The 20,728-nt window shown below is 66.0% G+C and carries 15 protein-coding genes; 4 read left to right on the top strand and 11 right to left on the bottom strand.

Features of this window, described 5'->3' with window-relative positions:
• Positions 1–29: 29 nt before the first annotated feature.
• The 3 genes from mmsB to V5F84_RS04600 are packed head-to-tail and all read left to right on the top strand — an operon-like array spanning position 30 to position 3,908.
• Complete coding sequence (gene mmsB / locus V5F84_RS04590; RefSeq protein ID WP_394043555.1) at positions 30–938, top strand: 3-hydroxyisobutyrate dehydrogenase; 909 nt, start codon at positions 30–32, stop codon at positions 936–938.
• A gap of 27 nt (positions 939–965) precedes the next feature.
• Complete coding sequence (locus V5F84_RS04595) at positions 966–2,480, top strand: aldehyde dehydrogenase family protein (protein ID WP_394043556.1); 1,515 nt, start codon at positions 966–968, stop codon at positions 2,478–2,480.
• A gap of 54 nt (positions 2,481–2,534) precedes the next feature.
• The gene (locus V5F84_RS04600; protein WP_394043557.1) at positions 2,535–3,908 is read left to right on the top strand and encodes an NAD(P)H-dependent oxidoreductase; all 1,374 of its coding nucleotides are present in this window, start codon (positions 2,535–2,537) and stop codon (positions 3,906–3,908) included.
• Positions 3,909–4,027: 119 nt separating this feature from the next.
• Here V5F84_RS04600 and efeO (V5F84_RS04605) read toward each other — a convergent pair whose 3' ends face one another.
• From efeO (V5F84_RS04605) to efeU, 4 genes are read right to left on the bottom strand one after another with little or no spacing between them, the layout of a single operon-like run.
• Positions 4,028–4,855 (bottom strand): iron uptake system protein EfeO, encoded by an 828-nt coding sequence (gene efeO, locus V5F84_RS04605; protein WP_394043558.1) that lies wholly within the window; start codon positions 4,853–4,855, stop codon positions 4,028–4,030.
• Positions 4,856–4,896: 41 nt separating this feature from the next.
• Complete coding sequence (efeB, locus tag V5F84_RS04610; protein WP_394043559.1) at positions 4,897–6,201, bottom strand: iron uptake transporter deferrochelatase/peroxidase subunit; 1,305 nt, start codon at positions 6,199–6,201, stop codon at positions 4,897–4,899.
• Positions 6,198–7,442, bottom strand: a complete 1,245-nt coding sequence (gene efeO, locus V5F84_RS04615; protein ID WP_394043560.1) for an iron uptake system protein EfeO — start codon at positions 7,440–7,442, stop codon at positions 6,198–6,200. The genes efeB and efeO (V5F84_RS04615) overlap by 4 nt, the downstream gene beginning before the upstream one ends.
• Entirely contained in the window at positions 7,439–8,284 is an 846-nt protein-coding gene (gene efeU, locus V5F84_RS04620; protein WP_394043561.1) for an iron uptake transporter permease EfeU, read from the bottom strand. The genes efeO (V5F84_RS04615) and efeU overlap by 4 nt, the downstream gene beginning before the upstream one ends.
• A gap of 592 nt (positions 8,285–8,876) precedes the next feature.
• Here efeU and V5F84_RS04625 point away from each other — a divergent pair.
• Complete coding sequence (locus V5F84_RS04625; RefSeq protein ID WP_394043562.1) at positions 8,877–10,280, top strand: carbohydrate porin; 1,404 nt, start codon at positions 8,877–8,879, stop codon at positions 10,278–10,280.
• Here the strand turns inward: V5F84_RS04625 and V5F84_RS04630 are convergent.
• The 7 genes from V5F84_RS04630 to V5F84_RS04660 form a co-directional block, all read right to left on the bottom strand.
• Positions 10,270–13,227, bottom strand: a complete 2,958-nt coding sequence (locus V5F84_RS04630; protein ID WP_394043563.1) for an HD domain-containing phosphohydrolase — start codon at positions 13,225–13,227, stop codon at positions 10,270–10,272. The genes V5F84_RS04625 and V5F84_RS04630 overlap by 11 nt on opposite strands.
• A gap of 94 nt (positions 13,228–13,321) precedes the next feature.
• Entirely contained in the window at positions 13,322–14,053 is a 732-nt protein-coding gene (locus V5F84_RS04635; RefSeq protein WP_394043564.1) for a substrate-binding periplasmic protein, read from the bottom strand.
• A 541-nt stretch (positions 14,054–14,594) separates the two neighbouring features.
• Positions 14,595–15,863, bottom strand: coding sequence for a phosphoglycerate dehydrogenase (gene serA, locus V5F84_RS04640; protein WP_394043565.1), 1,269 nt, complete (start codon positions 15,861–15,863; stop codon positions 14,595–14,597).
• A 196-nt stretch (positions 15,864–16,059) separates the two neighbouring features.
• Positions 16,060–17,682, bottom strand: coding sequence for an ABC-F family ATP-binding cassette domain-containing protein (locus V5F84_RS04645; protein ID WP_394043566.1), 1,623 nt, complete (start codon positions 17,680–17,682; stop codon positions 16,060–16,062).
• Between the two features lie 132 nt (positions 17,683–17,814).
• Positions 17,815–17,946: a cytochrome bd-I oxidase subunit CydX gene (cydX, locus tag V5F84_RS04650; RefSeq protein ID WP_394043567.1), complete on the bottom strand. Its 132-nt coding sequence runs from the start codon at positions 17,944–17,946 to the stop codon at positions 17,815–17,817.
• Between the two features lie 12 nt (positions 17,947–17,958).
• Positions 17,959–19,113: a cytochrome d ubiquinol oxidase subunit II gene (gene cydB, locus V5F84_RS04655; protein ID WP_394043568.1), complete on the bottom strand. Its 1,155-nt coding sequence runs from the start codon at positions 19,111–19,113 to the stop codon at positions 17,959–17,961.
• 6 nt (positions 19,114–19,119) lie between these two features.
• Positions 19,120–20,694, bottom strand: a complete 1,575-nt coding sequence (locus tag V5F84_RS04660; RefSeq protein WP_394043569.1) for a cytochrome ubiquinol oxidase subunit I — start codon at positions 20,692–20,694, stop codon at positions 19,120–19,122.
• Positions 20,695–20,728 lie beyond the last annotated feature (34 nt).

Below are 20,728 nucleotides of genomic sequence, written 5' to 3' on the forward strand. Positions count from 1 at the left end.
ACGTTCTTCTCACACAAGGCAGGTTACCGATGGCGAAGGTTGGCTTTCTCGGATTGGGGCGCATGGGCTTTCCCATGGCCCGCAATCTCGCGGGCGCGGGGCATGAGGTTCATGTCTACGACCCGAGCGAGGACGTGTGCCGCAGGGCGGCGGAGGCCGGCTTGAAGACGGCGCCGCGCGTCGACGCGGCGGTCGAAGGGGCGGATTTCGTGATCTCCATGGTGCCGACGGGGCGCCATGTGCTCGAAATCTTCCTGGGCGACGACGGCGTGCTCGCCAAGATGGCCAAGGGGGGCATGGCCATCGATTCCTCCACCATCGATACGGCGGATGCGCGGCGTCTTCATGCGGCGGGGCGCGAACGCGGCATCGCGGTGCTCGATGCCCCCGTGTCCGGCGGGGTCATGGGCGCGGAAGCCGGTACGCTGACCTTCATGGTCGGCGGGAGCGCGGAAGATCTGGAGCGCGCCCGTCCCGTGCTCGAAGCCATGGGGCGGCGCATCTTCCACGCCGGCGAACCGGGGGTCGGGCAGGCCGCGAAGCTCTGCAACAATTTGCTCGCGGGCATATCCATGATCGCGGTCTCGGAGGCCTTCGCGCTCGCGCGGCACCTCGGGCTCGATGCGCGCAAGATGCAGGAGATTTCGGCGGTCTCGACCGGCGGGTGCTTCTCGCTGACCAATTATCCGCCGGTTCCCGGCCTCGTGCCGAACGTGCCTTCGAGCCGGGAATATCGCAACGGCTTCGCGTCCCAGCTGATGCTGAAGGACCTCAAGCTGGCCCAGCAGGCTGCGATCCAGTCGGGCACGGCGCTGCCCTTGGGCGGCCTCGCCGCGGCGCTCTACGGAGTGTTCTGCCAGGCGGGCCATAGCGAGCTCGATTATTCCGCCATCATCAAGCTGATCGAGGGCGATGGTGTGCGGACTTCAGACGCGTGAGCCGATGATCCCGAAAGAGAAAGCATCATGAATACTTCCCATAATCCCGGCATCGCGGCCGCAGTCCCGTTCCAGGCCCGCGCGATGCTGATCGGGGGAACCTGGCAGGCGGCCGCCTCCGGGGAAACCATCACGGTCGAAAATCCGGCGCGCCGTTCGCCGATCGGCGAGGTGCCCCGCGCACGCGCGGAAGATGTGGACCGGGCCGTCCAGGCGGCGGCGGCCGCATTCCCGGCCTGGGCGCGGATCCCCGCGCGCGAGCGGGGACGCTTGCTCGCGCGCATCGGGGAAGCGCTGGAGGCCCGGCTTGAGGAACTCGCCCGCACCATCTCGGCGGAAACCGGCAACGCGCTGCGCACGCAGGCGCGCGGCGAAGCGCGGATGGTCGCGGATGCGTTCCGCTATTTCGGTGGCCTCGCGGGCGAGCTGAAGGGGCTCACGATTCCCCTCGGAGAAGGCGTGCTCAGCTACACGCGCCGCGAACCCATCGGCGTCACGGGCGCGATCGTGCCCTGGAACGCACCGGCCCAGCTTGCCGCGTTGAAGATCGCCCCGGCGATCTGCGCCGGCAACACCATCGTGCTGAAGGCGGCGGAGGATGCGCCGCTGGCGGTGCTTCTGATCGCGGAAGTCTGCCAGGAGCATTTGCCGCCGGGCGTGGTCAATGTGGTCACCGGCTATGGTGAAGAGTGCGGCGCGCCGCTCGCGAGCCATCCGCTGGTGCGCAAGGTCAGCTTCACCGGCTCGACGGGCGTCGGAAAGGCGATCATGCGCGCCGCGTCCGACCGCCTCGCGCCGGTGTCGCTCGAACTCGGCGGCAAGAGCCCGTCCGTGGTCTACGAGGATGCCGACGAGGATTGGGTGGTGGACGGCATCATCGCCTCCATGCGCTTCACGCGGCAAAGCCAGTCCTGCACCGCGGGGTCGCGGCTGTTTCTGCATGCCGATATCTTCGAACCATTCCTCGAAAAGCTGGTCGCCCGCACCTCCGCCCTGAAGATCGGCGATCCGCTGGACGAGGCGACCGACATCGGCGCCATCATCAACGAGCGTCAGTTCAAGAAGATCTGCGGCTATGTGGAGGAGGGGCTGGGCCGTTCCGAGGCGCGGCTCGTGATGGGCGGCCTGCCGCCGCGCGAGGGGCCCCTGTCGAAAGGCTATTTCGCCCTTCCAACCATCTTCGCCGACACCTCCAACGAATGGCGGCTGGCACGGGAAGAGATCTTCGGGCCGGTGCTGGTGGCGATTCCCTGGCGCGACGAGGCCGAGGCCATCCGCATGGCGAACGACAGCCATTACGGCCTCGCGGCTTATGTCTGGACCCGCGATATCGGCCGCGCGCTGCGCACCGCCCACGCCATCGAGGCGGGCTGGGTGCAGGTGAACCAGGGCGGCGGGCAAGCGCTCGGCCAATCCTACGGCGGGGTGAAGGAAAGCGGCATCGGCCGCGAGATGTCCCTGGAAGGCATGCTCGACAGCTTCACCGAGACGAAGAGCGTCAACGTGAGCCTCACCATTCCGCCGCCCGCGCCGCGCGCCTGACCGGGGCCGGAAGGGATGTTCTCACTCAAGAATTCATAGACAAAGGCCAAGCCGATGAACCTTTACGCAAAACTGCTCGAACGCCGGGATGCCGGACGCCCCGTCACCGTGGGCCTGATCGGCGCCGGAAAGTTCGGAACCATGTTCCTCGCCCAGGCGCGCACCACCCCGGGCATGCACGTGGTGGCGGTTGCGGATCTCAACGTCTCCCGCGCTGCCGCACAGCTCAAGCTCTCCTGCTGGCCGCAGGAGCAATATGCCGCCACCTCGTTCGCCGATGCCGCGCGCAACGGCAGCACCTACCTCACCGATGATGCCGATGCGCTGGTCCAGGCGCCGGAGATCGAAGTGGTGATCGAGGCGACCGGCGATCCCAGGACCGGCGTGCGTCTCGCCCTCGGTTCCATCGCGGCGGGCAAGCATATCGTCATGGTGAATGTGGAGGCGGACGTGCTCGTGGGCCCGCTTCTCGCGCGCAAGGCGCGGCAGGCGGGCGTCGTCTATTCGCTGGCCTGGGGCGATCAGCCCGCCGTGGTGTGCGAGCATGTGGACTGGGCGCGGGCGAGCGGCTTCAAGGTGGTCGCGGCCGGCAAGGGCACGCGCTACCTGCCGCATTTCCATCAGTCCACACCGGAGACCATCTACGACATTCTGGAAGGCTTCATTGACGTTTCGGATCGCTCCACGATCAACCCGAAGATGTTCAATAGTTTCTTGGATGGCACCAAGTCCGGCATCGAGATGACCGCCATCTGCAATGCCACCGGCCTGCAGGCGCAGACCAACGGCCTGTCCTTCCCGCCCGCCTCGCGCTTCGAGATTTCCAACGTCTGCCGGCCCCGCAGCGATGGCGGAAGCCTGGAGAAGGCCGGCGTCACCGAGTGCGTCTCCTCGGTGCGGCGCGACGGATCGCCGATCCCGCACGAACTGAGCCACGGCACGTTCGTCGTGTTCGAGGCGGCGGAGGACAATGCCTATAGCCGCGAATGCCTGCGGGAATATCATGCCCTTCCCGACAGCACGGGGCGCTATGCGACCTTGTACCGGCCGATCCATCTGAACGGCATGGAACTGGGCATTTCGGCGGCCTCGGCGGCCCTGCGCAACGAACCGACCGGGGTGCCGATCTGCTTCAACGCGGACGTTTCCGCGACCGCGAAGCGCGCGTTGCGGGCGGGGGAAGTGCTGGACGGCGAGGGCGGCTTCTGCGTGTGGGGCAAGCAGGTGCCCGCCGATATTTCCCTGCGTGAAGGCTATCTGCCGCTCGGCCTCGCGCAGCACGTCAGCTTGATCCGGGATGTGCCGGAAGGCGCCAGCGTCACCTGGGACGATGTGGCGATCGATGCCGCCGACCCGGTCGTCAGGCTCCGCCGGGAGATGGAGCGGGAGTTCGGGTCCCCGGCTCCGCGCGTCGAGGCGGCGCAGTAGCACGATCCCGAAACGACGGGCGCGCTTCTTCTCATCGCGCCCGTCTCATCGCGCCCGTCGTTGTCACGCCTGAACGCGCGGAGCGTTTCCGCGCGCCCTGTCCGACCGGTCGTGCCGGCTCATTTCAGGCCGAGCAGGCCGCGCATCTTCGAGAGATCCTCCGCCAGCGTGTTCACCGGGCCGGCCAGGGCCTTGCGATCCTTCTTGCTGAGCTTGTCGTAGCTCTCAAAGCCGTCGGCGGTCTTGTACTTGACCAGGATCGCATCCACCGAGGCGAAGTTCGCATCCACCTTCTTCAGGAAGGCCTCGTTCTTCGCGTCCTTCGCCAGCAGCGGCTTGAACAGGGTGTAGACTTCCTGCGCGCCGTCGATATTGGCCTGGAAATCCATCAGGTCGGTGTGGCTGTAGCGGTCTTCCTCGCCGGAAATCTTGGTGGCCGCCACTTCCTCCAGCAGCGCGGCGGCGCCGCCCACGACCTTCTCGGGCGGGAAGGTGAGGCCCTTCACCCGCGCCTGGAGGTCGGTCACGTCGCTCATCAATTTATCGGCGAACGGGGCGAGGCCCTCGGTGCTGTTGGCGACGAACAGGCCGTATTCGATGCGGTGATAGCCGGTGAAGGTCGGGTCCTTCTCCTTCTTGGCGTGATCGTCGGCGCGCGAATCGATGGCGCCGTCGAGGTCGCTGAACAATTCGGCGATCGGCTCGATGCGCTCGTAATGGGCGCGGCTTGAAGCATAGAGCGCCTTGGCCTTGTCGAGATCGCCCGCCTTCACCGCATCAGTAAAAGCCTTGGTGGCGGCGACGAAGGCGTCCAGCTCCTGGGTCACATAGACCTTGTACTGGGCGATCGGCGCGACGAGGTCGAGCGGCGAGACGGCCGCCTGCGCCTGGACCGCACCGAGGGTCAGCGACAGCGCGGTCGCGAGCATGAGAACAGAGCGCTTCATGGGAAAAAATCTCCGGTAGACAGCAGGATCTCTTGGGCCGTTCAGGTGGGCTCGCCGGGCGCGAGCAGGGCGCGGCCGAGGAAGTCGGACGGGCCGGAAACCCCGGGCAGGACGAAGAAATAGCCGCCGCCGATGGGCTTGATGTATTCCTCAAGCGGCTCGCCGTTCAGGCGCTTCTGGACCGTGATGAAGCCCTGCTCCAGGTCCGCCTGATAGGCGATGAACAGCAATCCCATCTCCAGCTGGCCGGATTTCGAGATGCCGTTGGAATAGTTGAACGGCCGCCGCAGGATGAGGTTTGCCTGGGTGGCGCCGGTGCGGGGATTGGCGAGGCGGATATGGGCGTCGAGCCGCGTCAGCCGCCCCTTCGGATCGGCCGCATAATTGGGGACGTCCTGCTCCGTGTGACCGCCGAAAGGTGCGCCGCTGGCCTTCTTACGGCCGAAAATCTCTTCCTGCTCCAGCAGCGGCGTGCGATCCCAGCGCTCGACGAAATTGCGGATGATGCGCACCACCTGGTAGGAGCCGTTCGCCGCCCAGTCCGGCTCTTCTCCGCCTTTCACCCACACGATGCGGTCCATCAGCGCGGCGTCGGCGGAATCGGGATTGGCCGATCCGTCGCGGAAGCCGAGGAAATTGCGGGCGCTTTCCGCCTTGGTGCCGGGCTGCGCAGCGATGACGGGAACCGAACCCTCCTGCTTCCACCGCACCAAAAGCAGGTCCGGCAGGTTCTTCACGATGTCCCGCAGGGCGTGGATGTTGGTGTCGGCCGTGTTGGAGCAGAACTGAAGCAGCAGGTCGCCGTGGCACAGGTCCGGATCGAGGGCATCGTTCGGAAACTGGTCCATCGCGCTCAGATGCCGCGGCTTCTTTGCCGTGAGCCCGAAGCGTTCGTCGAACAGCGAGGCGCCCAGGGAGACCGTGATGGTGAGATTGTCGGGCACCACCACCGGGCCGAGAATGCCGGAATCCGCCGGCGGCAGCTTGGGGTCGAGCTTTGGCGGGGTGCCGCCCTGCATCAGGAAGGCGATGCGTTCGGTGAGGGTGCGGAACAGGCGCTCCAGCTCGGGCCGGGTGGTGGCGAGGACGTCGAACGCCACCACCATTCCCGTGGCCGGGCGGGGGGTGACGATGCCGCTCTGGTGGGCGCCGTAGAAATCCACGTGTTCGGCGGTGCGATTGCTTTCCGGCGCCGAGGTGACGGGGCTCGTCTCGGCATGGGCCGGGGACGGCGTGCCGCCGAGCATGCCGGCGGCGGCTCCGCCGAGGGCGCCGATGCCCTTGAGCAGGCTGCGGCGATCGAGCGACGCGGTGCGTTGATCTTGGGAAGTGCGAACGAATGTCATGGTGCGGAACGTCCTGAAGCGGTCAGTCCTAGCGCTGCCCCCAGCGTGTCCATGTCCTCGCCGAGCCGGGTCAGCGCTCCGGCGATCGCGGCGCGCTGGTCCGGCGCGACGGTTTCGAAGGAACGGAAGCCCGCGCCATCGCGATGGGCGGCGAGCAGGGCGGTGAGCGCGGCGCCGTCGGCATCGATGCGGGCCGGCAGCCCCGGCGATGCCTTCTGCGCCAGCGGGCCCAGGAGCTTGGCGATGCCCAGCACGGCGTCCGTCTCGGCCTGGATGTCGGCGAGGTCGGAATGGGCGTATTTTTCCGCCCCGCCCGCGGCTTCCAGGGCGGCGGCCCGGCGCATCAGGCGGGCCGCGCCAGAAACCATGCGGTCCGGCGAGAGCTGGAGCGTTGCCATGCGCTGGTTGAGCGTGCCCGCATCGGCGGCGAGCGCCTCGGCCGGTTCGCGCAGGCCCTCGGTGGAGCCTTGCGCGAACAGGCCGTATTCCAGGCGGTGCAGGCCCTTGAACAGGGGGTCGTTCTCCCGCCCGCCGAAATCGTCGGCGCGGGCATCGAGGCGGGTGTCGAGATCGGCGAACAGGTCCGCGGCCGGCGCAAGGCCTGCGTAGGATTGGCGTGCCGCCGCATAAAGCATGCGGGCCTGCGCCAGATCGCCCGCCCCTATGGCGTCCGACAGGGCGGAGGTCGCCTTCGCGAAAGCCCCGGCATTGGTGAGCAATTGCACCTGATATTCCGCCAGCGGGCCGATGAACGCCAGCAAGGCGGGCGCTGCGGGTTCCCCCTCCGCCGCCGGGGCGGGCGTCACATTCAGCTTGCCGCGCGGATTGCTGAGCAGGCCGCAGGTGATGTCATACGTGCCGGCGGCGAGGCGGGCGGCGATGGTCTGGGTGATGCCGGGCGCGATGTTCTCGCGCTCCTCCACCACCATGACGCCGTCCAGGATCTCCCATTCCATCACCCGGTTGGAGCGATTGGTGATGGCAAAGGTGGTGCGGCCGGCGGGCACGGTGAGGCTCATGGGTTCGCAGGCGCTGTCGGTGACAATCACCGCCACCGTGTCCGCCATCTCCGCGGCCTTGCGGCGGCTGGCGAGGCTGGTCGCCCAGTAGAAGGCGGCAAATGCGATCACCAGCAGCAGGGCGGAGCCGGCAATGGCGAGGCGCATGGCCTTGCGCGACGGGGCGGGCTGTCCGCCGGCGGGCGCTGCCGCCTGCGCGGCGGACTCGACGGCGCCGTTCATCGTGCGCTCCCGCCCTGGGCCACGGGATGGGACGCCGGGGGCTTCGCGGGCGGCGCGAGGAACAGCAACAAAGTGATCGCCAGGAACGCGAGATAGGCGATGACGGCGGTCAGGCTCGGCGCATCCTGATAGCCGAGCAGGCCGGCGATGACGGTGCCGAGCGGCCCGTCGGCGGGCAGGATGCCGGACAGATCGAAGGCGGTCTGCTGGAGGTGGTTCCACAGGCCCGCCTCGTGCAACGACCGCACCGCGCCGGCGAGGATGCCGGCGGCGACGACGAGGATGAAGACGCCGGTCCAGCGGAAGAAGCGCCGCAGATCGAGATGCACGCCGCCCGCATAGATGCCGTAGCCCAATGCGAAGGCGACACCGAGCCCGAGCACCGCCCCGGCCGGCGCGCCCATGCCGCTGCTCTGCTGGAACGTGGCGAGCAGGAAGAACACCGATTCGACGCCCTCGCGCGCCACGGCGAAGAACACCATCGCGATCAGCGCCAGGGTCTGGTGGCGCTCGCTGAAGGCGGCATCGATGGAGGCTTGCAGCTCACCCTTGATGGAGCGGCCCATGCGGCGCATCCAGAACACCATGGATGTGAGCACGAACACCGCAATCAGGCCGACGCCGGCCTCGAATGCTTCCTGGAGCTTCTGGGGAAACTCGGCGCTGGCGAGCTGAAGCCCGGCGCCGACGAATAGCGACAGGGCCGCCGCAAGCAGGATGCCGACCCAGATCGCCGGCATCCAGGCGCCACGGCCGGTCTTTTTCAGGTAGCCAGCAATAATGCCGACAATGAGGGCCGCCTCGATGCCCTCGCGCAGCATTATCAGGAAAGAAACAAGCATGCTCTTCGGATCCAGATCAAGCTAACCCAGCGTAATATTCGCCGTTGATGTCCGTCTCTAAATACTGTTACATCGTCAGAACGAGCAGTGCCACGGATCGCGAAAACTTAATAAATCGAATAATTCTAATGTTTGCACATGACGTTACGGAATGGATTTGACTTGGGCACGCGGAGGTGCGGAGTATGAATGCGCGGTGGGAATCGTTTGCCGCCGCCGAGTCGTTGCGAAAAACGCAATAGATTTCAGTCTTGCGAAGTAAGGGGCTGAGGCGCCTGGGTCGTTTCGCATCGACATGGTGTGGAGTCGAGGCGGGTTCTATTTTTGTTATTTGCGGAAGCTAGGGTTAGCCGCAGGGCGCGTTTCAAATTTGCAACAGTCGGGGCCCATCTCTGGCCCTCAAGCAGATCGGGCGCGACACCGGTTTGATGCCCTGGTAAGAGGCTTCGACTCGGAATGTGATATTATCACATCTGGCGGGTGGCGCGGGTTTCGACCCGCCCTCCGGCCGGGTGAGGTTGGGGAAGGGGAACAGATGAGCGGTTCAGCTCCAGATCGTCTCGCCGCGCGTGGGCCATGGACCGGCATGCGCATGCTGAGATCGCTTCTCGCCGGTGCGGCCGCCGGTGCCCTGCTCAGCGCCTCCGCCCTGGCCGCCGACATTCCCACCAAGGCGCCGGCCGCAGAAGAGCCGGCCGCCGATGCCGCCGCGCCCTCCATCGCCTCCCAGCTCGGCTGGCTGGGCGATTGGGGCGGCGCCCGCACCAAGCTTGCGGACGCGGGCATTCAGTTCGGCGTGAATTATATCGGCGAAGTGTGGAGCAACACCCAGGGCGGGCTCGGCACCGGCACCGCCTATAACGGCCGGTTCCTGTTCACCATGGACGCCGACCTCGGCAAATTGTTCAACTGGAACAACGCGACCTTCCACGTCAGCGCGCTTCAGATCCAGGGTTCGGGCTTCTCCGGCCAATATCTCGGCAATATCATGGGCGTCAGCAATGTGGACGCCCTCTCCTCGACCCGCCTGTTCGAACTGTACATTGAGCAGGGCTTCGCCGACGGCAAGGCGAGCCTGCGCTTCGGCCAGCTCTCCGCGGATTCCGAATTCGCCATCAGCGACAACGGCAGCCTGTTCCTGAACTCCACCTTCGGCTGGCCGGCCCTCTTCGCCGCCGACCTGCCCAGCGGCGGCCCGGCCTATCCGCTCGCCACCCCGGGCGTGCGCCTGAAGCTGACGCCGACCGACAATTTCTCGGTCATGCTCGGGGTGTTCAACGGAAATCCGGCGCCATGCTGCGGAGATCCGCAGGAAGAGAACAAAAACGGCCTGAATTTCCTGGTCGATCAGGGCGTGTTCGTGATCGGCGAGGCCGCCTACAGCTACAACAAGGGCGCCGATGCCAAATGGCTCCCAGGCACCTTGAAGGTGGGCGGTTGGTATAATTCGAATTCCATGCCCAACCAGCGCTATGACATCTTCGGCCTGTCGCTGGCGAACCCGGACTCTCTGGGTATTCCGCAGCAGAGCAATGGCGATTATTCGTTCTATGCGATCCTCGATCAGATGATTTATCGCAAGCCCGGCACCAAGGACCAGGGCATCGGCATCTTCGGCCGGGTGAGCGCGGCGCCGAATGCGCAGAACACCATCAGCTTCTATGCCGATGGCGGCATCAACTTCAAAGGCATGGTACCCGGGCGAGATGCCGATTCCTTCGGCGTCGCCTTCGGCACCTCGCGCGTGTCCTCCTATGCGCGCGGCCTGGACCAGGATATCGCCCTCTATACCGCGTCCTATTACCCTGTGCGCAGCAGCGAAACGGTGCTGGAAGCCACCTATTCGTTCGAGGTTACGCCCGGATTCACCATCCAGCCGGACTTTCAATATATCTGGAATCCCGGCGGTGGCGTGTTGAACCCCAACGATCCCAACGGCCTGACGACCATCAAGAACGCCGCGGTGTTCGGCGTGCGCACCACCATCAATTATTGATGGGGGGTCGCTTGGCCTGGTTCGCCCCTTCGCCTTCGGGCGGAGGGCCAAGCAGGGCCAGGATGGCGGCGGTGTCCACCGCATCGCGCTGATGGGGCTGCAGGAAGCGAAGCGCATAAGCCTCCCACAGGCGGGAGGTAATGAAATAGCGGAACACCTCGGGATCGAGATGCCCCTCGCGGCACATGGCTGCGATGATCCGTAGCGATTCGGTCAGCGTTTTCTGGGGCTTATAGGGCCGGTCCGAGGCCGTCAGGGCCTCGAACACATCCGCCAGGGCCATGACGCGATCCATCAGGCTCAGCTGCGCGCCGGCGAGGCGGCGGGGATATCCCTTGCCGTCCAGCCGCTCGTGATGGGTGGCGGCGATTTCCGGCACGCGCCGCAGATGCGCCGGCCAAGGCAGGCTCAGCAGCATGATGTAGGTCTGCACGATGTGATCGTTGACCTTGAAGCGCTCCTCCTCCGACAAGGTGCCCCGCCGGATGGAGAGATTGTGCAGTTCGCCAAGGTTCTGCTGATGCTCCGGCAGCTTCATGTCGAAGCCGTAGATGTTCAGCGGATCGTCTTTCTCGACCGGCGGCTTGCGCCCGTGCCAGGGCACGAGATGTTCCGGCCGGTCGCAGAGCAGAGGCTCGGCGACCGGCAAGTCCTCCATGGGAACGGCGCTCATGCGGCGCGTTTCTTCCGCGGAGAGCCCAAGGCGGTTGTCGAAATGGCGCATCCAGGTCTGCCGGGCGACGCGGTTGAGACGCTCGATCGCCTCGTCCGTCATGAACTCGCCCCCCACATTGCAGGTGGCGATGAAGGCGAAATCGTCCTGCATCCGCAGGTGCTCGCTCCGCAACTGGGCCTGTGACTCCGCCTCCGGCCTGCCATCCAGAAGCCGCTGCAGATGCCGCAGTTCCGCGTCGCGCCAGAGCACTTCGAAGCGGGTGCGGACCTCGTGGATCCGATTGAAGATCGTCTCCAGCTTCGTGGCCTTGTCGATCACATGCTCGGGGCTCGTGACCTTGCCGCAATCGTGCAGCCACGCCCCGAGGTGGAAGGCATAGCGCTCGTCCTCGGTGGGCCGGAAGGATCCGAAGGGCCCGCTGCTCTCGGCCACCATGCGATCTACGATCATGGTCGCCAGTTGCGGCACGCGCTCGCAATGCCCGCCGGTGTAGGGGCTCTTGGCGTCGATGGCGTCCGCCATCACGCGGATGATGGCATCGAGCAGGGTCTTCTGCGCCTCGATCAACTGCCGGGTTTCGATGGCGACCGCGAGCACGCTGGAAAGCTTTTCCGCAAAGGCGCGGAAATCGGCGCCGTGGGCCTCGTTGAGCGGATGGTTCAGCAGCAGCAGGCCCACGGGACGCTGTTGCCGGCTTCGCAAGGTCAGGGCGAGCTGGCCCATCCCGGGCATGAGCGAGCCAATCACCGAGGCGACATCATGCGGCCCGGGCAACGGCAGTTCGCCCGGGAGGGCATCGTTCATCTCGGAGTGTCCGGCCCCGCCGGCGGTGGCGGCGAGCTGAAGCGCCGAGTTGTTTTCGTTGGCAAGATACACCGCGCCAAACACACAGCCCGTGATCTCGATGGTGCGCCCGAGCACGGTTTGCAGCATCCGGTCGAGTTTGGTTTCCGTGCTGATGGTTTCCGTGGTGATCAGGAAGTTCTGAATGGTGACGCAGATGTCCCGCAGCACGTCTTCCAGATCGCGGATTTCCCGCACCACGCTCTGAACCGGCGCGGGCTGCCGGAAATCGAAGCGCGTGATCTGCTGCGCCTGTCGGGTCAGGCTCGCGAGGCTCAGCCCCAGCCGCCGCCCCGCGAACCAGCCGGCCAGCAGCAGGACGCCCGTCAGCGTGAGGGTCCACCACAATTGGCGCTTCAGGCCGGCGCGGATGGTGGCGAGCAGATCGCTGTCCGGGGTCGCCATCAGCAGGCGAAGGTTGCGGCCGGGCAAAGCGTCGAGCGCAATTGAGGCGCCGAACCAGGTCTCGCCGTGGGCCGCATAGACCTTGGAGAAGGCCCCGCTGGCGCCGGGGGTGCCGAGCACCGTGAGCGCATCGACGCCCAGGGCGGCCAATTGCTTGAACTGGACATCGGTGCCGTTGCGCAGCAGCGTGCGTTCGAAATTCGAATAGGCGATCACCATTCCGTCGTGATCGACGACCGCGATTTCGGTGTGCGGCGTGGGCCGGAAATCACGCAATTCATTGTGCAGATCGGAGACGGCGACATCCAGCCCGAGAACCGCGCCCCCATCCTGGCTGCGGCGGCTCAAGGTGACGCCAATGTCTTCCGTCGTGAAGAAAATATAGGGATTCGTCAGGTATTCGCTGCCATCTTCGGGCGCGTCCTTGTACCAGGGCCGTGCTCTTGGATCGTATTTGTAATCCGGCTTCATCTGCGATCTCAGCAGATGCAGATCCTGGTCGTAGAACCGCCACTCCCCCACCGGTTGCCCATTCGTGTCCAGAGTGATCGACTGCACCAGGAACGCCGTCGCTGGCGGCGCATCGAAAAGGCGGATCAGGTGCTCGTCATTGATGCTGCGCACGAGGAAGAATTCGCCGTTTGGATAGCCCGCGTATACGGCCGAAACGAAGGGGATATGCTCCAAGGTGCTGGCAAGAACCTGTAGGCGGTCGAGCCGCTGCGGCAGGTCGTCAGAGGCGGACAAGGGATCGAAGGAGAGATAGCGCAGCGTCGCGCCGGCGGGGCCGAGAATCCGCCGCGACTTTTCATTGATGAGCTTGCCCAGGTTTTGCGCGGTGTCGCTTGCCGAGGCAAGCAAGGCGCCGCGCGCCACCTGCCATCCCTGCCACATCAGAACCGCGCCCAGGGTTGCCATCGAGCAGACCACCACCAGCGCGATGAGAAGCTGGAGCGGCAAGGTTCGTGTCGCGAAGAGGGGGGTGCGAACCTTCGAGGGCGTGAGGGGGGCAATCGACGTCACGTCAGGTCATCCGCAAATGATACGCGAGGGGGACGCGTGGGACATACAATACGCTTTGCCGGCGCAGGCGAAACGGGTGTCAGCCGACCCCCCCTCAACGCTCCGGCGTCAGGCCCATGAAGTCGTCCAGCGCGGCCGGCGGCATGTATGGCCGCACGATGTCTCGCCATGTTCCCGAGAGGATCAGTCCTTCCATCACGCGCTGCCAGCTCGCCATATTCGCCGGGCTAAAGCGATGGCGGGCACAGACGAGGCCGATGGGAAAGGCGGGAAGCCGGAGCGCAGGATAAGGCGCGAATTGCGCGCGCGTGGCGGCATCGAGGTGAAGATAGGCATGGACGATCGGCTCGATCATCGCGCTCACCTCGCCGCGGCGCAGGGCGGCGAACGAGGCGACGGAATCGGGGAAGGCCAACACCTTTCCGGCCCGCCTCAATTGGCGGATCCTGCCGTCGAGGGCCGGCCCGTAATGCAGCCCCTCGGTGACGCCGAGGCGGAACCCGGGCTCCTCCATCCAGGCTTCCATCGCCTCCGCGGAATCGAGCGCCAGCCCCGCGCGCGCCACCAGCACGTTGCGCCAGCGGCCGTATGGAATGAAGAAGGCGACGCGCCGACGTTCGGGCGTGGCGGCCCCCATGGTCGCCATATCCACCTGCCCGGTCCGCAGGCCTCGCCAGATCTCGTCCCGCGTCAGAACGCGCACGTGGAACGTGCACCCCGACGCATCCGCGAGGGGTTGCACCATGTCGGCGTCAAACCCCTTGCCGTCCTTGAAGGAGACCACGTTCTCAAACAGGCCGAGGGTGATCGGGGCCTCGCATCCCATCTCCCTCCGCCGTTCCTGGTCTTGGGCATCGGGGTAGGGCGAAACGGCGGTGGGGGCGAATGTACGCCACAGGCGTTCGTAATGACCCGCCCCCGGTGCGGCCGATGCGGCGGCACTCAAGATACCCGGCATGAGGGCCAGGAGGACAAGCGTTCGGAGGGCAAGCGTTCGAAGGCGAACGGCGAACATAGGCAGCCCCTTCGGCGGATCGGCCCAAGCCGAGTCCGAGCACCACTATACCGGCGCGGGACTGCTTTTGACCATCACGTTCCGGCTCGCCCGTTCCGGCGCTGCCGGGGAGATCCATGGACGTGGCAAGAGAAGGGGCAAGAGAAGGTGAATTGAGAGCGGGCGCGGGCCGCGGCCCGGCGGCGGCGCCTGCGGCCGGTGGAAGGGGACCCCGGGGATTGTCTTTTCGGAGCGATGAACCGCCGCCGGCCAATGCTTCGGCGGCGAATCGCGGGGCGCGGCGAGGGCGCGGTCGGGCCATCAGGGCGAGCCGCCGGCTTCCCTTCCCTGGGGCCGACGGCTCGCTTCGGGTTCAGATCTTGTATTCGTACAGCAGCCGGGCGCGGATGGTGCCCTCCAGTGCGCGGATGTCTTCCAGAACGCTCTGGCTGTCGGTGGCGGATGCGTCGGCATCCAGCACCACATAGCCGACGTCGGCATGGGTCTCGTAATATTGCGCGGCGATGTTGACCGAATGGCGCGCGAGCACTTCGTTCAGCCGCCCGAGCATGCCCGGAACGTTGCGCTGAACCTGGATGAACCGCGTGCCCAGGGGACGCGCCGGCAACTGCACTTGGGGGAAATTCACCGCCCCCATGGTGGAACCCGTGTCGCTGTAATCCACCAGCTTGCGCGCGACCTCGGCGCCGATGCGCTCCTGCGCCTCTTCCGTCGAGCCGCCGATGTGCGGGGTCAGGATGACATTGTCCAGGCCCTGGAGCGGGGAGACGAAGCGCTCGTTGTTGGAGCCGGGCTCGACGGGGAACACATCCACCGCCGCGCCGCGCAGCTTGCCGGCGCGCAGCGCGTCGGCGAGCGCGTCCAGATCCACCACGGTGCCGCGGCTGTTGTTGATGAAATAGGCGCCGTCTTTCATCGCCGCGATTTCCGCGCGGCCGATCATGCCATGGGTCGCCGGGGTTTCCGGCACGTGCAGGCTCACCACATCGCTCTGCGCCAGCAACTCGTTCAGGCTCGCCGTGGATTCCGTATTCCCGTGCCGCAGCTTGTCGGTGTGGTCGTAGAACAGGACCCGCATCCCCATGGCTTCGGCAAGGTTCGAGAGCTGCGAGCCGATATTGCCATAGCCGATGATGCCGAGGGTCTTGCCGCGCACTTCGTGGCTGTTGTTGGCGGACTTGTCCCAGCGGCCCTCGTGCGCGGCGTGGGAACGCGCCGGAATGCGGCGCAGCAGCATGACGATTTCGCCGATCACCAGCTCCGCCACGCTGCGGGTGTTGGAGAACGGCGCGTTGAACACGGGGATGCCGTGCGCGCGGACCGCATCCACGTCCACCTGATTGGTGCCGACACTGAAGCAGCCGATGGCGATCAGCCGGTCGGCGGCTTCCACGATGTCCGCGGTGATGTGCGTGCGCGAGCGGATGCCGAGAAGGTGAACGCCCTTGATGGCTTCCTTGAGCGCTTCGCCATCGAGCGCCTTCGGCAGGCGCGTGACGTTGGAATAGCCGGCGGCGGTCAGCATCTCCACGGCGCTGTCGTTCACGCCTTCGAGAAGCAGCACCCGGATCTTGTCCTTGGCCAGCGAGAGTTGCGGCGAATGGGAAAGGCTAGCGTCCACGATCTCGGCGTCCTTCAACGATGAATGAGCGATCAGCCGGAAACTTTGGCGGCAGAATGGTTCGGCTTGGCCGGCTGGTCCTTGTCCGTGGGGCGGGCCCCTCGGGCGGCGCGAACTTAATCCTTTTGCCGCCCGCGTCCAGGCTTGGCAGCCATGCCGGAAAAGCGTCGCACCCCGGCCGAGCTGCTGCGCCGGCTCAGCTGCGCAGGCCCGGTGCCTCCTGCCCGGTGCGGGCGACATATTCGCTATAGCCGCCGCCATATTGGTGCACGCCCTCCGGCGTCAGCTCCAGCACGCGGTTGGAGAGCGCGGCGAGGAAATGCCGGTCATGGGAGACGAACAGCATGGTGCCCTCGTAATCGGCCAGGGCGGCGATCAGCATCTCCTTGGTGGCGATGTCGAGATGGTTGGTCGGTTCGTCCAGCACCAGGAAGTTCGGCGGATCGAACAGCATCCGCGCCATCACGAGGCGCGCCTTCTCCCCGCCCGAGAGCACGCGGCAACGCTTCTCCACATCGTCGCCGGAAAAGCCGAAGCAGCCGGCGAGCGCGCGCAGGCTGCCCTGCGCCGCCTGGGGGAAGGCATCCTCCAGGGATTGGAACACGGTGCGCTCGCCGTCCAGCACCTCCATGGCGTGCTGGGCGAAATAGGCCATCTTCACGCTGCCGCCGACGGTGACGGTGCCTTCGTCCGGCTGGGTGGTGCCGGCGACCAGCTTCAGTAGCGTGGACTTGCCCGCCCCGTTGACGCCCATGATCGCCCAGCGGTCACGGCGGGCCACGTGGAAGTCGAGCCCCTCATAGATGCGGCGGGCGCCGTAGCTTTTGTGGACATTCTTCAAATTCACCACGTCGTCGCCGGAGCGTGGGGGCGCCTGGAATTCGAACGCCACGGTCTGGCGGCGGCGCGGCGGCTCCACGCGCTCGATCTTGTCCAGCTTCTTCACCCGGCTCTGCACCTGCGCGGCATGGGAGGCGCGGGCCTTGAAGCGCTCGATAAAGGCGATCTCCTTGGCCAGCATGGCCTGCTGGCGCTCGAACTGGGCCTGCTGCTGCTTTTCCGCCAGCGCCTGCTGCTGGGCGTAGAATTCGTAATCGCCCGAGTAGCTGTTCAGGGCGCCGGCGTCGATCTCGACGATCTTGGTGACGACGCGGTTCATGAAAGCGCGATCATGGGAGGTCATCATCAGCGCGCCGTCGAAAGTCTTCAGGAACGCCTCCAGCCAGATCAGGCTTTCGATATCGAGATGGTTGCTCGGCTCGTCGAGCAGCATCACGTCCGGGCGCATGAGCAGGATGCGGGCCAGCGCCACGCGCATCTTCCAGCCGCCGGACAGGCGGCCCACATCGCCCTCGATCATCTCCTGCGAGAAGCCGAGGCCCGCGAGGACCTCGCTCGCACGTCCTTCGAGCGAATAGCCGTCGAGTTCCTCGAAGCGGGCCTGCACCTCGCCATAGCGCTCGATGATGGCGTCCATCTCGTCGGCGCGGTCGGGATCGACCATGGCCGATTCCAGCGTCCGCAGCTCGGCGGCGATGGTGCTGACGGGGCCGGCACCGTCCATCACCTCGGCGAGCACGCTTTGTCCCGCCATGTCGCCCACGTCCTGGCTGAAATAGCCGATGGTGGTGCCGCGATCAATGGAGACCTGCCCCTCGTCCGGGGCTTCCTGACCGTTGATCAGCCGGAACAAGGTGGTCTTGCCCGCGCCGTTGGGGCCGACGAGGCCGATCTTCTCGCCCTTCAGGAGCGTCGCCGACGCCTCGATGAAGACGATCTGCTTGCCGTTCTGTTTGCCGATGGAGTCGAGCCGGATCATGCGCGCGGGGCACCCTGGAATGAAACTGCTGCGCGCTTAGGGCATTTGGGCGGCCGGGGGAAGGCCGCGCGCAGGGAAAGGCCCCGCCATCGGAACGGCGGGGCCGGTGCGCTCACGCGCGGGGACGCGACGTTATCGGTCGGAGGATGGAGTTTGCGTGTTCCGGCGCCGGGCGTCGTCCTCCATCAATTCGAACCACATGGCGTTGAGTACCGCGAAGGCCGCCGCCAGCGGCAGCCCGAGCATCCAGGCGAAGTACCACATAGTGCATTCTCCTCAGTAGGCGTGGCCGTTCTTGTCGGTGATCGCGGCTTCGTCCACCTTGCCCCACAGCACGCTGTAGACCCAGGTGGTGTAGGCCAGGATGATCGGCAGGAAGATCACCGTGACCACCAGCATGATGAACAAGGTGAGATGGCTCGAGGACGCGTCCCATACCGTCAGGCTCGATTGGGGATGGATCGAGGACGGCAGGATGAACGGGAACATGGACACCCCCACGGTGGAGATGATGCCGAAGATTCCGAGCGCGGACGAAAGGAAGGTCGGCACCTCCCGCCGCGCGCGCAGGCCGAGGAAGGCCCCTGCGGCGCCGAGGAAGCCCAGCGCCGGCGTCAGCAGCAGCACCGGATAGGCCGCATAGTTGGCAAACCAAGCACCGCGCTCCATCGCCACCGACTTCAGCAGCGGATTGGACGGGCCGAACGGGTCCATCGGCGCGGTCAGGCGATAGCCCTGAACGAACAGGTACAGGGCAATTCCGGCGAGGGCGAACAGGGCGATGGTGGCCAAAGCCGCCACGCTGCCGATGGCCCGCGCCCGCGCGGCCACCGGGCCGTCCGCCTTCACCATCAGCCAGGCCGACCCGTGAGTCACCAGCATGGCCACCGAGAGCAGCCCGCACAGCAGGGCGAAGGGATTGAGCAGGCCGAAGAACGTGCCCTCATAGAAGATGTGCAATTCGCTGTCGAAGCGGAACGGCACGCCCTGGAGCACATTGCCCACCGCGACGCCGAAGATCAGCGCCGGCACGAAGCCGCCGATGAACAGCGCCCAGTCCCAGCAGGTGCGCCACACGACGCTGTCGCGCTTGCTGCGATACTTGAAGCCGACCGGCCGCAGGATCAGCGCCGCGAGAATGGCGAACATGGCGAGGTAGAAGCCGGAAAAGGACACCGCATAGAGCGGCGGCCAGGCGGCGAAGATCGCGCCGCCGCCGAGGATCAGCCACACCTGGTTGCCTTCCCAGACCGGGCCGATGGTGTTGATGACGACGCGCCTTTCCAGATCCGTGCGGCCGACGAACGGCAGCAGCGTCGCGACGCCCAGGTCGAACCCGTCGGCAATGGCGAAGCCGATGAGCAGCACGCCCAGCAGCACCCACCAGATGAGCCGGAGGATTTCGTAATTGATCAGTTCGCTCAGGATCATGGCGCATCACTCCGCAGGGGCCAGGCGGGCTTCGAGCAGCCCCGCTTCGGGCTCGGTGTCCGGCGCGGGACCCTTGCGGATCGCGCCGACCATGAGGCCCATTTCGATGATGATGAGGATCGTATAGATCAGGGCGAAGCCGCAGATGGTCATCAGCACCGTCGCCGCGCCGAGGTTGGAGACCCCGGCGGCGGTGGGCAGCATGCCTTCGATCATCCAGGGCTGGCGGCCGTATTCAGCCACCACCCAGCCGAATTCCGCCGCGATCCAGGGCAGGGGGATGGACAGCACCGCGATCCGGAGCAGGATCGGGTAGCGGTCCAGCATGCGGCGCGCCGAGAGGATGAACATCAGCGTCATGAAGGCGATGAAGTAGAAGCCGAGGCCCACCATCACCCGGAACGACCAGAACATGGGGGCGACGCCGGGCACGGTGTCCCAGGCGGCCTTGCCGATCTGCTCCGGCGTCGCCTGCCGGGGGTCGTCCACATAGCGCTTGAGCAGCAACGCGTAGCCGAGGTTGCGGCCGTTGTCCTCGAACGCCTTCTGCACGTCGGGGGCGACGGCGGCGCTACCTGCGGCGCGGATCTTCTGGAGTGCGTCATAGGCGAGGATGCCTTGCTGGATGCGCTCCTGGGCGTGGCCGACCAGTTCCTCGATGCCGGGGATGACGGTGGTCAGCGAGCGGGTGCCGATCAGGCCCATCACCCAGGGAATGCGCACCGCATAATGGGTCTCGCGCGCCGCCTGGTCGGGAAAGCCGAACAGGGTGAAGGAGGCGGGTGCCGGCTCGGTCTCCCACATGGCCTCGATGGCGGCGAGCTTCATCTTCTGGTGCTCGGTGTCGAGATAGCCGCTCTCGTCGCCCAGCACGACCACCGACAGGGAGGCCGCGAGCCCGAACGAGGCCGCGACCGTCATGGAGCGCTTGGCAAGGTCGATGTGGCGGCCCTTCAGCAGGTACCAGGCCGAGACGCCGAGCACGAAGAAGGACGCCGTCACATAGCCGGCGGAGACCGTGTGCACGAACTTCGCCTGCGCGACCGGATTGAACAGCACCGCGTAGAAGTCGGTCACCTCCATGCGCATGGTCTGGGGGTTGAAGGCCGATCCCGTCGGGTTCTGCATCCAGCCGTTGGCGATCAGGATCCAGAGCGCGGAGAAATTGGAGCCCGCGGCCACCGCCCAGGTGGTGACCAGGTGTCCCACTTTGGAGAGCTTGTCCCAGCCGAAGAAGAACAGGCCGACGAAGGTCGCCTCCAGGAAGAAGGCCATGAGCCCTTCGATCGCCAGCGGTGCGCCGAAGATGTCGCCGACATAATGGCTGTAATAGCTCCAGTTCATGCCGAACTGGAATTCCATGACGATGCCGGTGGCCACCCCGAGCACGAAATTGATGCCGAACAGGGTGCCCCAGAACTTGGTCATCTGGCGCCAGATGACCCGACCCGTCATCACATACACGGTCTCCATGATCGCGAGGAGCACGGAGAGACCGAGCGTGAGGGGCACGAAGAGGAAGTGGTAGAGCGCCGTCATCGCGAATTGCAGGCGCGATAAGCTTACGATGTCGAATTCCATGTCATCGCTCCGGGCGACCCCGGCCTCCTGTCGC

This window comes from Roseixanthobacter liquoris (assembly GCF_043195135.2).
GTDB lineage: Bacteria > Pseudomonadota > Alphaproteobacteria > Rhizobiales > Xanthobacteraceae > NCEH01.

Coding starts and splice junctions, on each gene's coding strand:
- mmsB (WP_394043555.1), top strand. CDS start 30: ATGGCGAAGGTTGGCTTTCTCGGATTGGGGCGCATGGGCTTTCCCATG.
- V5F84_RS04595 (WP_394043556.1), top strand. CDS start 966: ATGAATACTTCCCATAATCCCGGCATCGCGGCCGCAGTCCCGTTCCAG.
- V5F84_RS04600 (WP_394043557.1), top strand. CDS start 2,535: ATGAACCTTTACGCAAAACTGCTCGAACGCCGGGATGCCGGACGCCCC.
- efeO (WP_394043558.1), bottom strand. CDS start 4,855: ATGAAGCGCTCTGTTCTCATGCTCGCGACCGCGCTGTCGCTGACCCTC.
- efeB (WP_394043559.1), bottom strand. CDS start 6,201: ATGACATTCGTTCGCACTTCCCAAGATCAACGCACCGCGTCGCTCGAT.
- efeO (WP_394043560.1), bottom strand. CDS start 7,442: ATGAACGGCGCCGTCGAGTCCGCCGCGCAGGCGGCAGCGCCCGCCGGC.
- efeU (WP_394043561.1), bottom strand. CDS start 8,284: ATGCTTGTTTCTTTCCTGATAATGCTGCGCGAGGGCATCGAGGCGGCC.
- V5F84_RS04625 (WP_394043562.1), top strand. CDS start 8,877: ATGCTGAGATCGCTTCTCGCCGGTGCGGCCGCCGGTGCCCTGCTCAGC.
- V5F84_RS04635 (WP_394043564.1), bottom strand. CDS start 14,053: ATGGGATGCGAGGCCCCGATCACCCTCGGCCTGTTTGAGAACGTGGTC.
- V5F84_RS04645 (WP_394043566.1), bottom strand. CDS start 17,682: ATGATCCGGCTCGACTCCATCGGCAAACAGAACGGCAAGCAGATCGTC.
- cydX (WP_394043567.1), bottom strand. CDS start 17,946: ATGTGGTACTTCGCCTGGATGCTCGGGCTGCCGCTGGCGGCGGCCTTC.
- cydB (WP_394043568.1), bottom strand. CDS start 19,113: ATGATCCTGAGCGAACTGATCAATTACGAAATCCTCCGGCTCATCTGG.
- V5F84_RS04660 (WP_394043569.1), bottom strand. CDS start 20,694: ATGGAATTCGACATCGTAAGCTTATCGCGCCTGCAATTCGCGATGACG.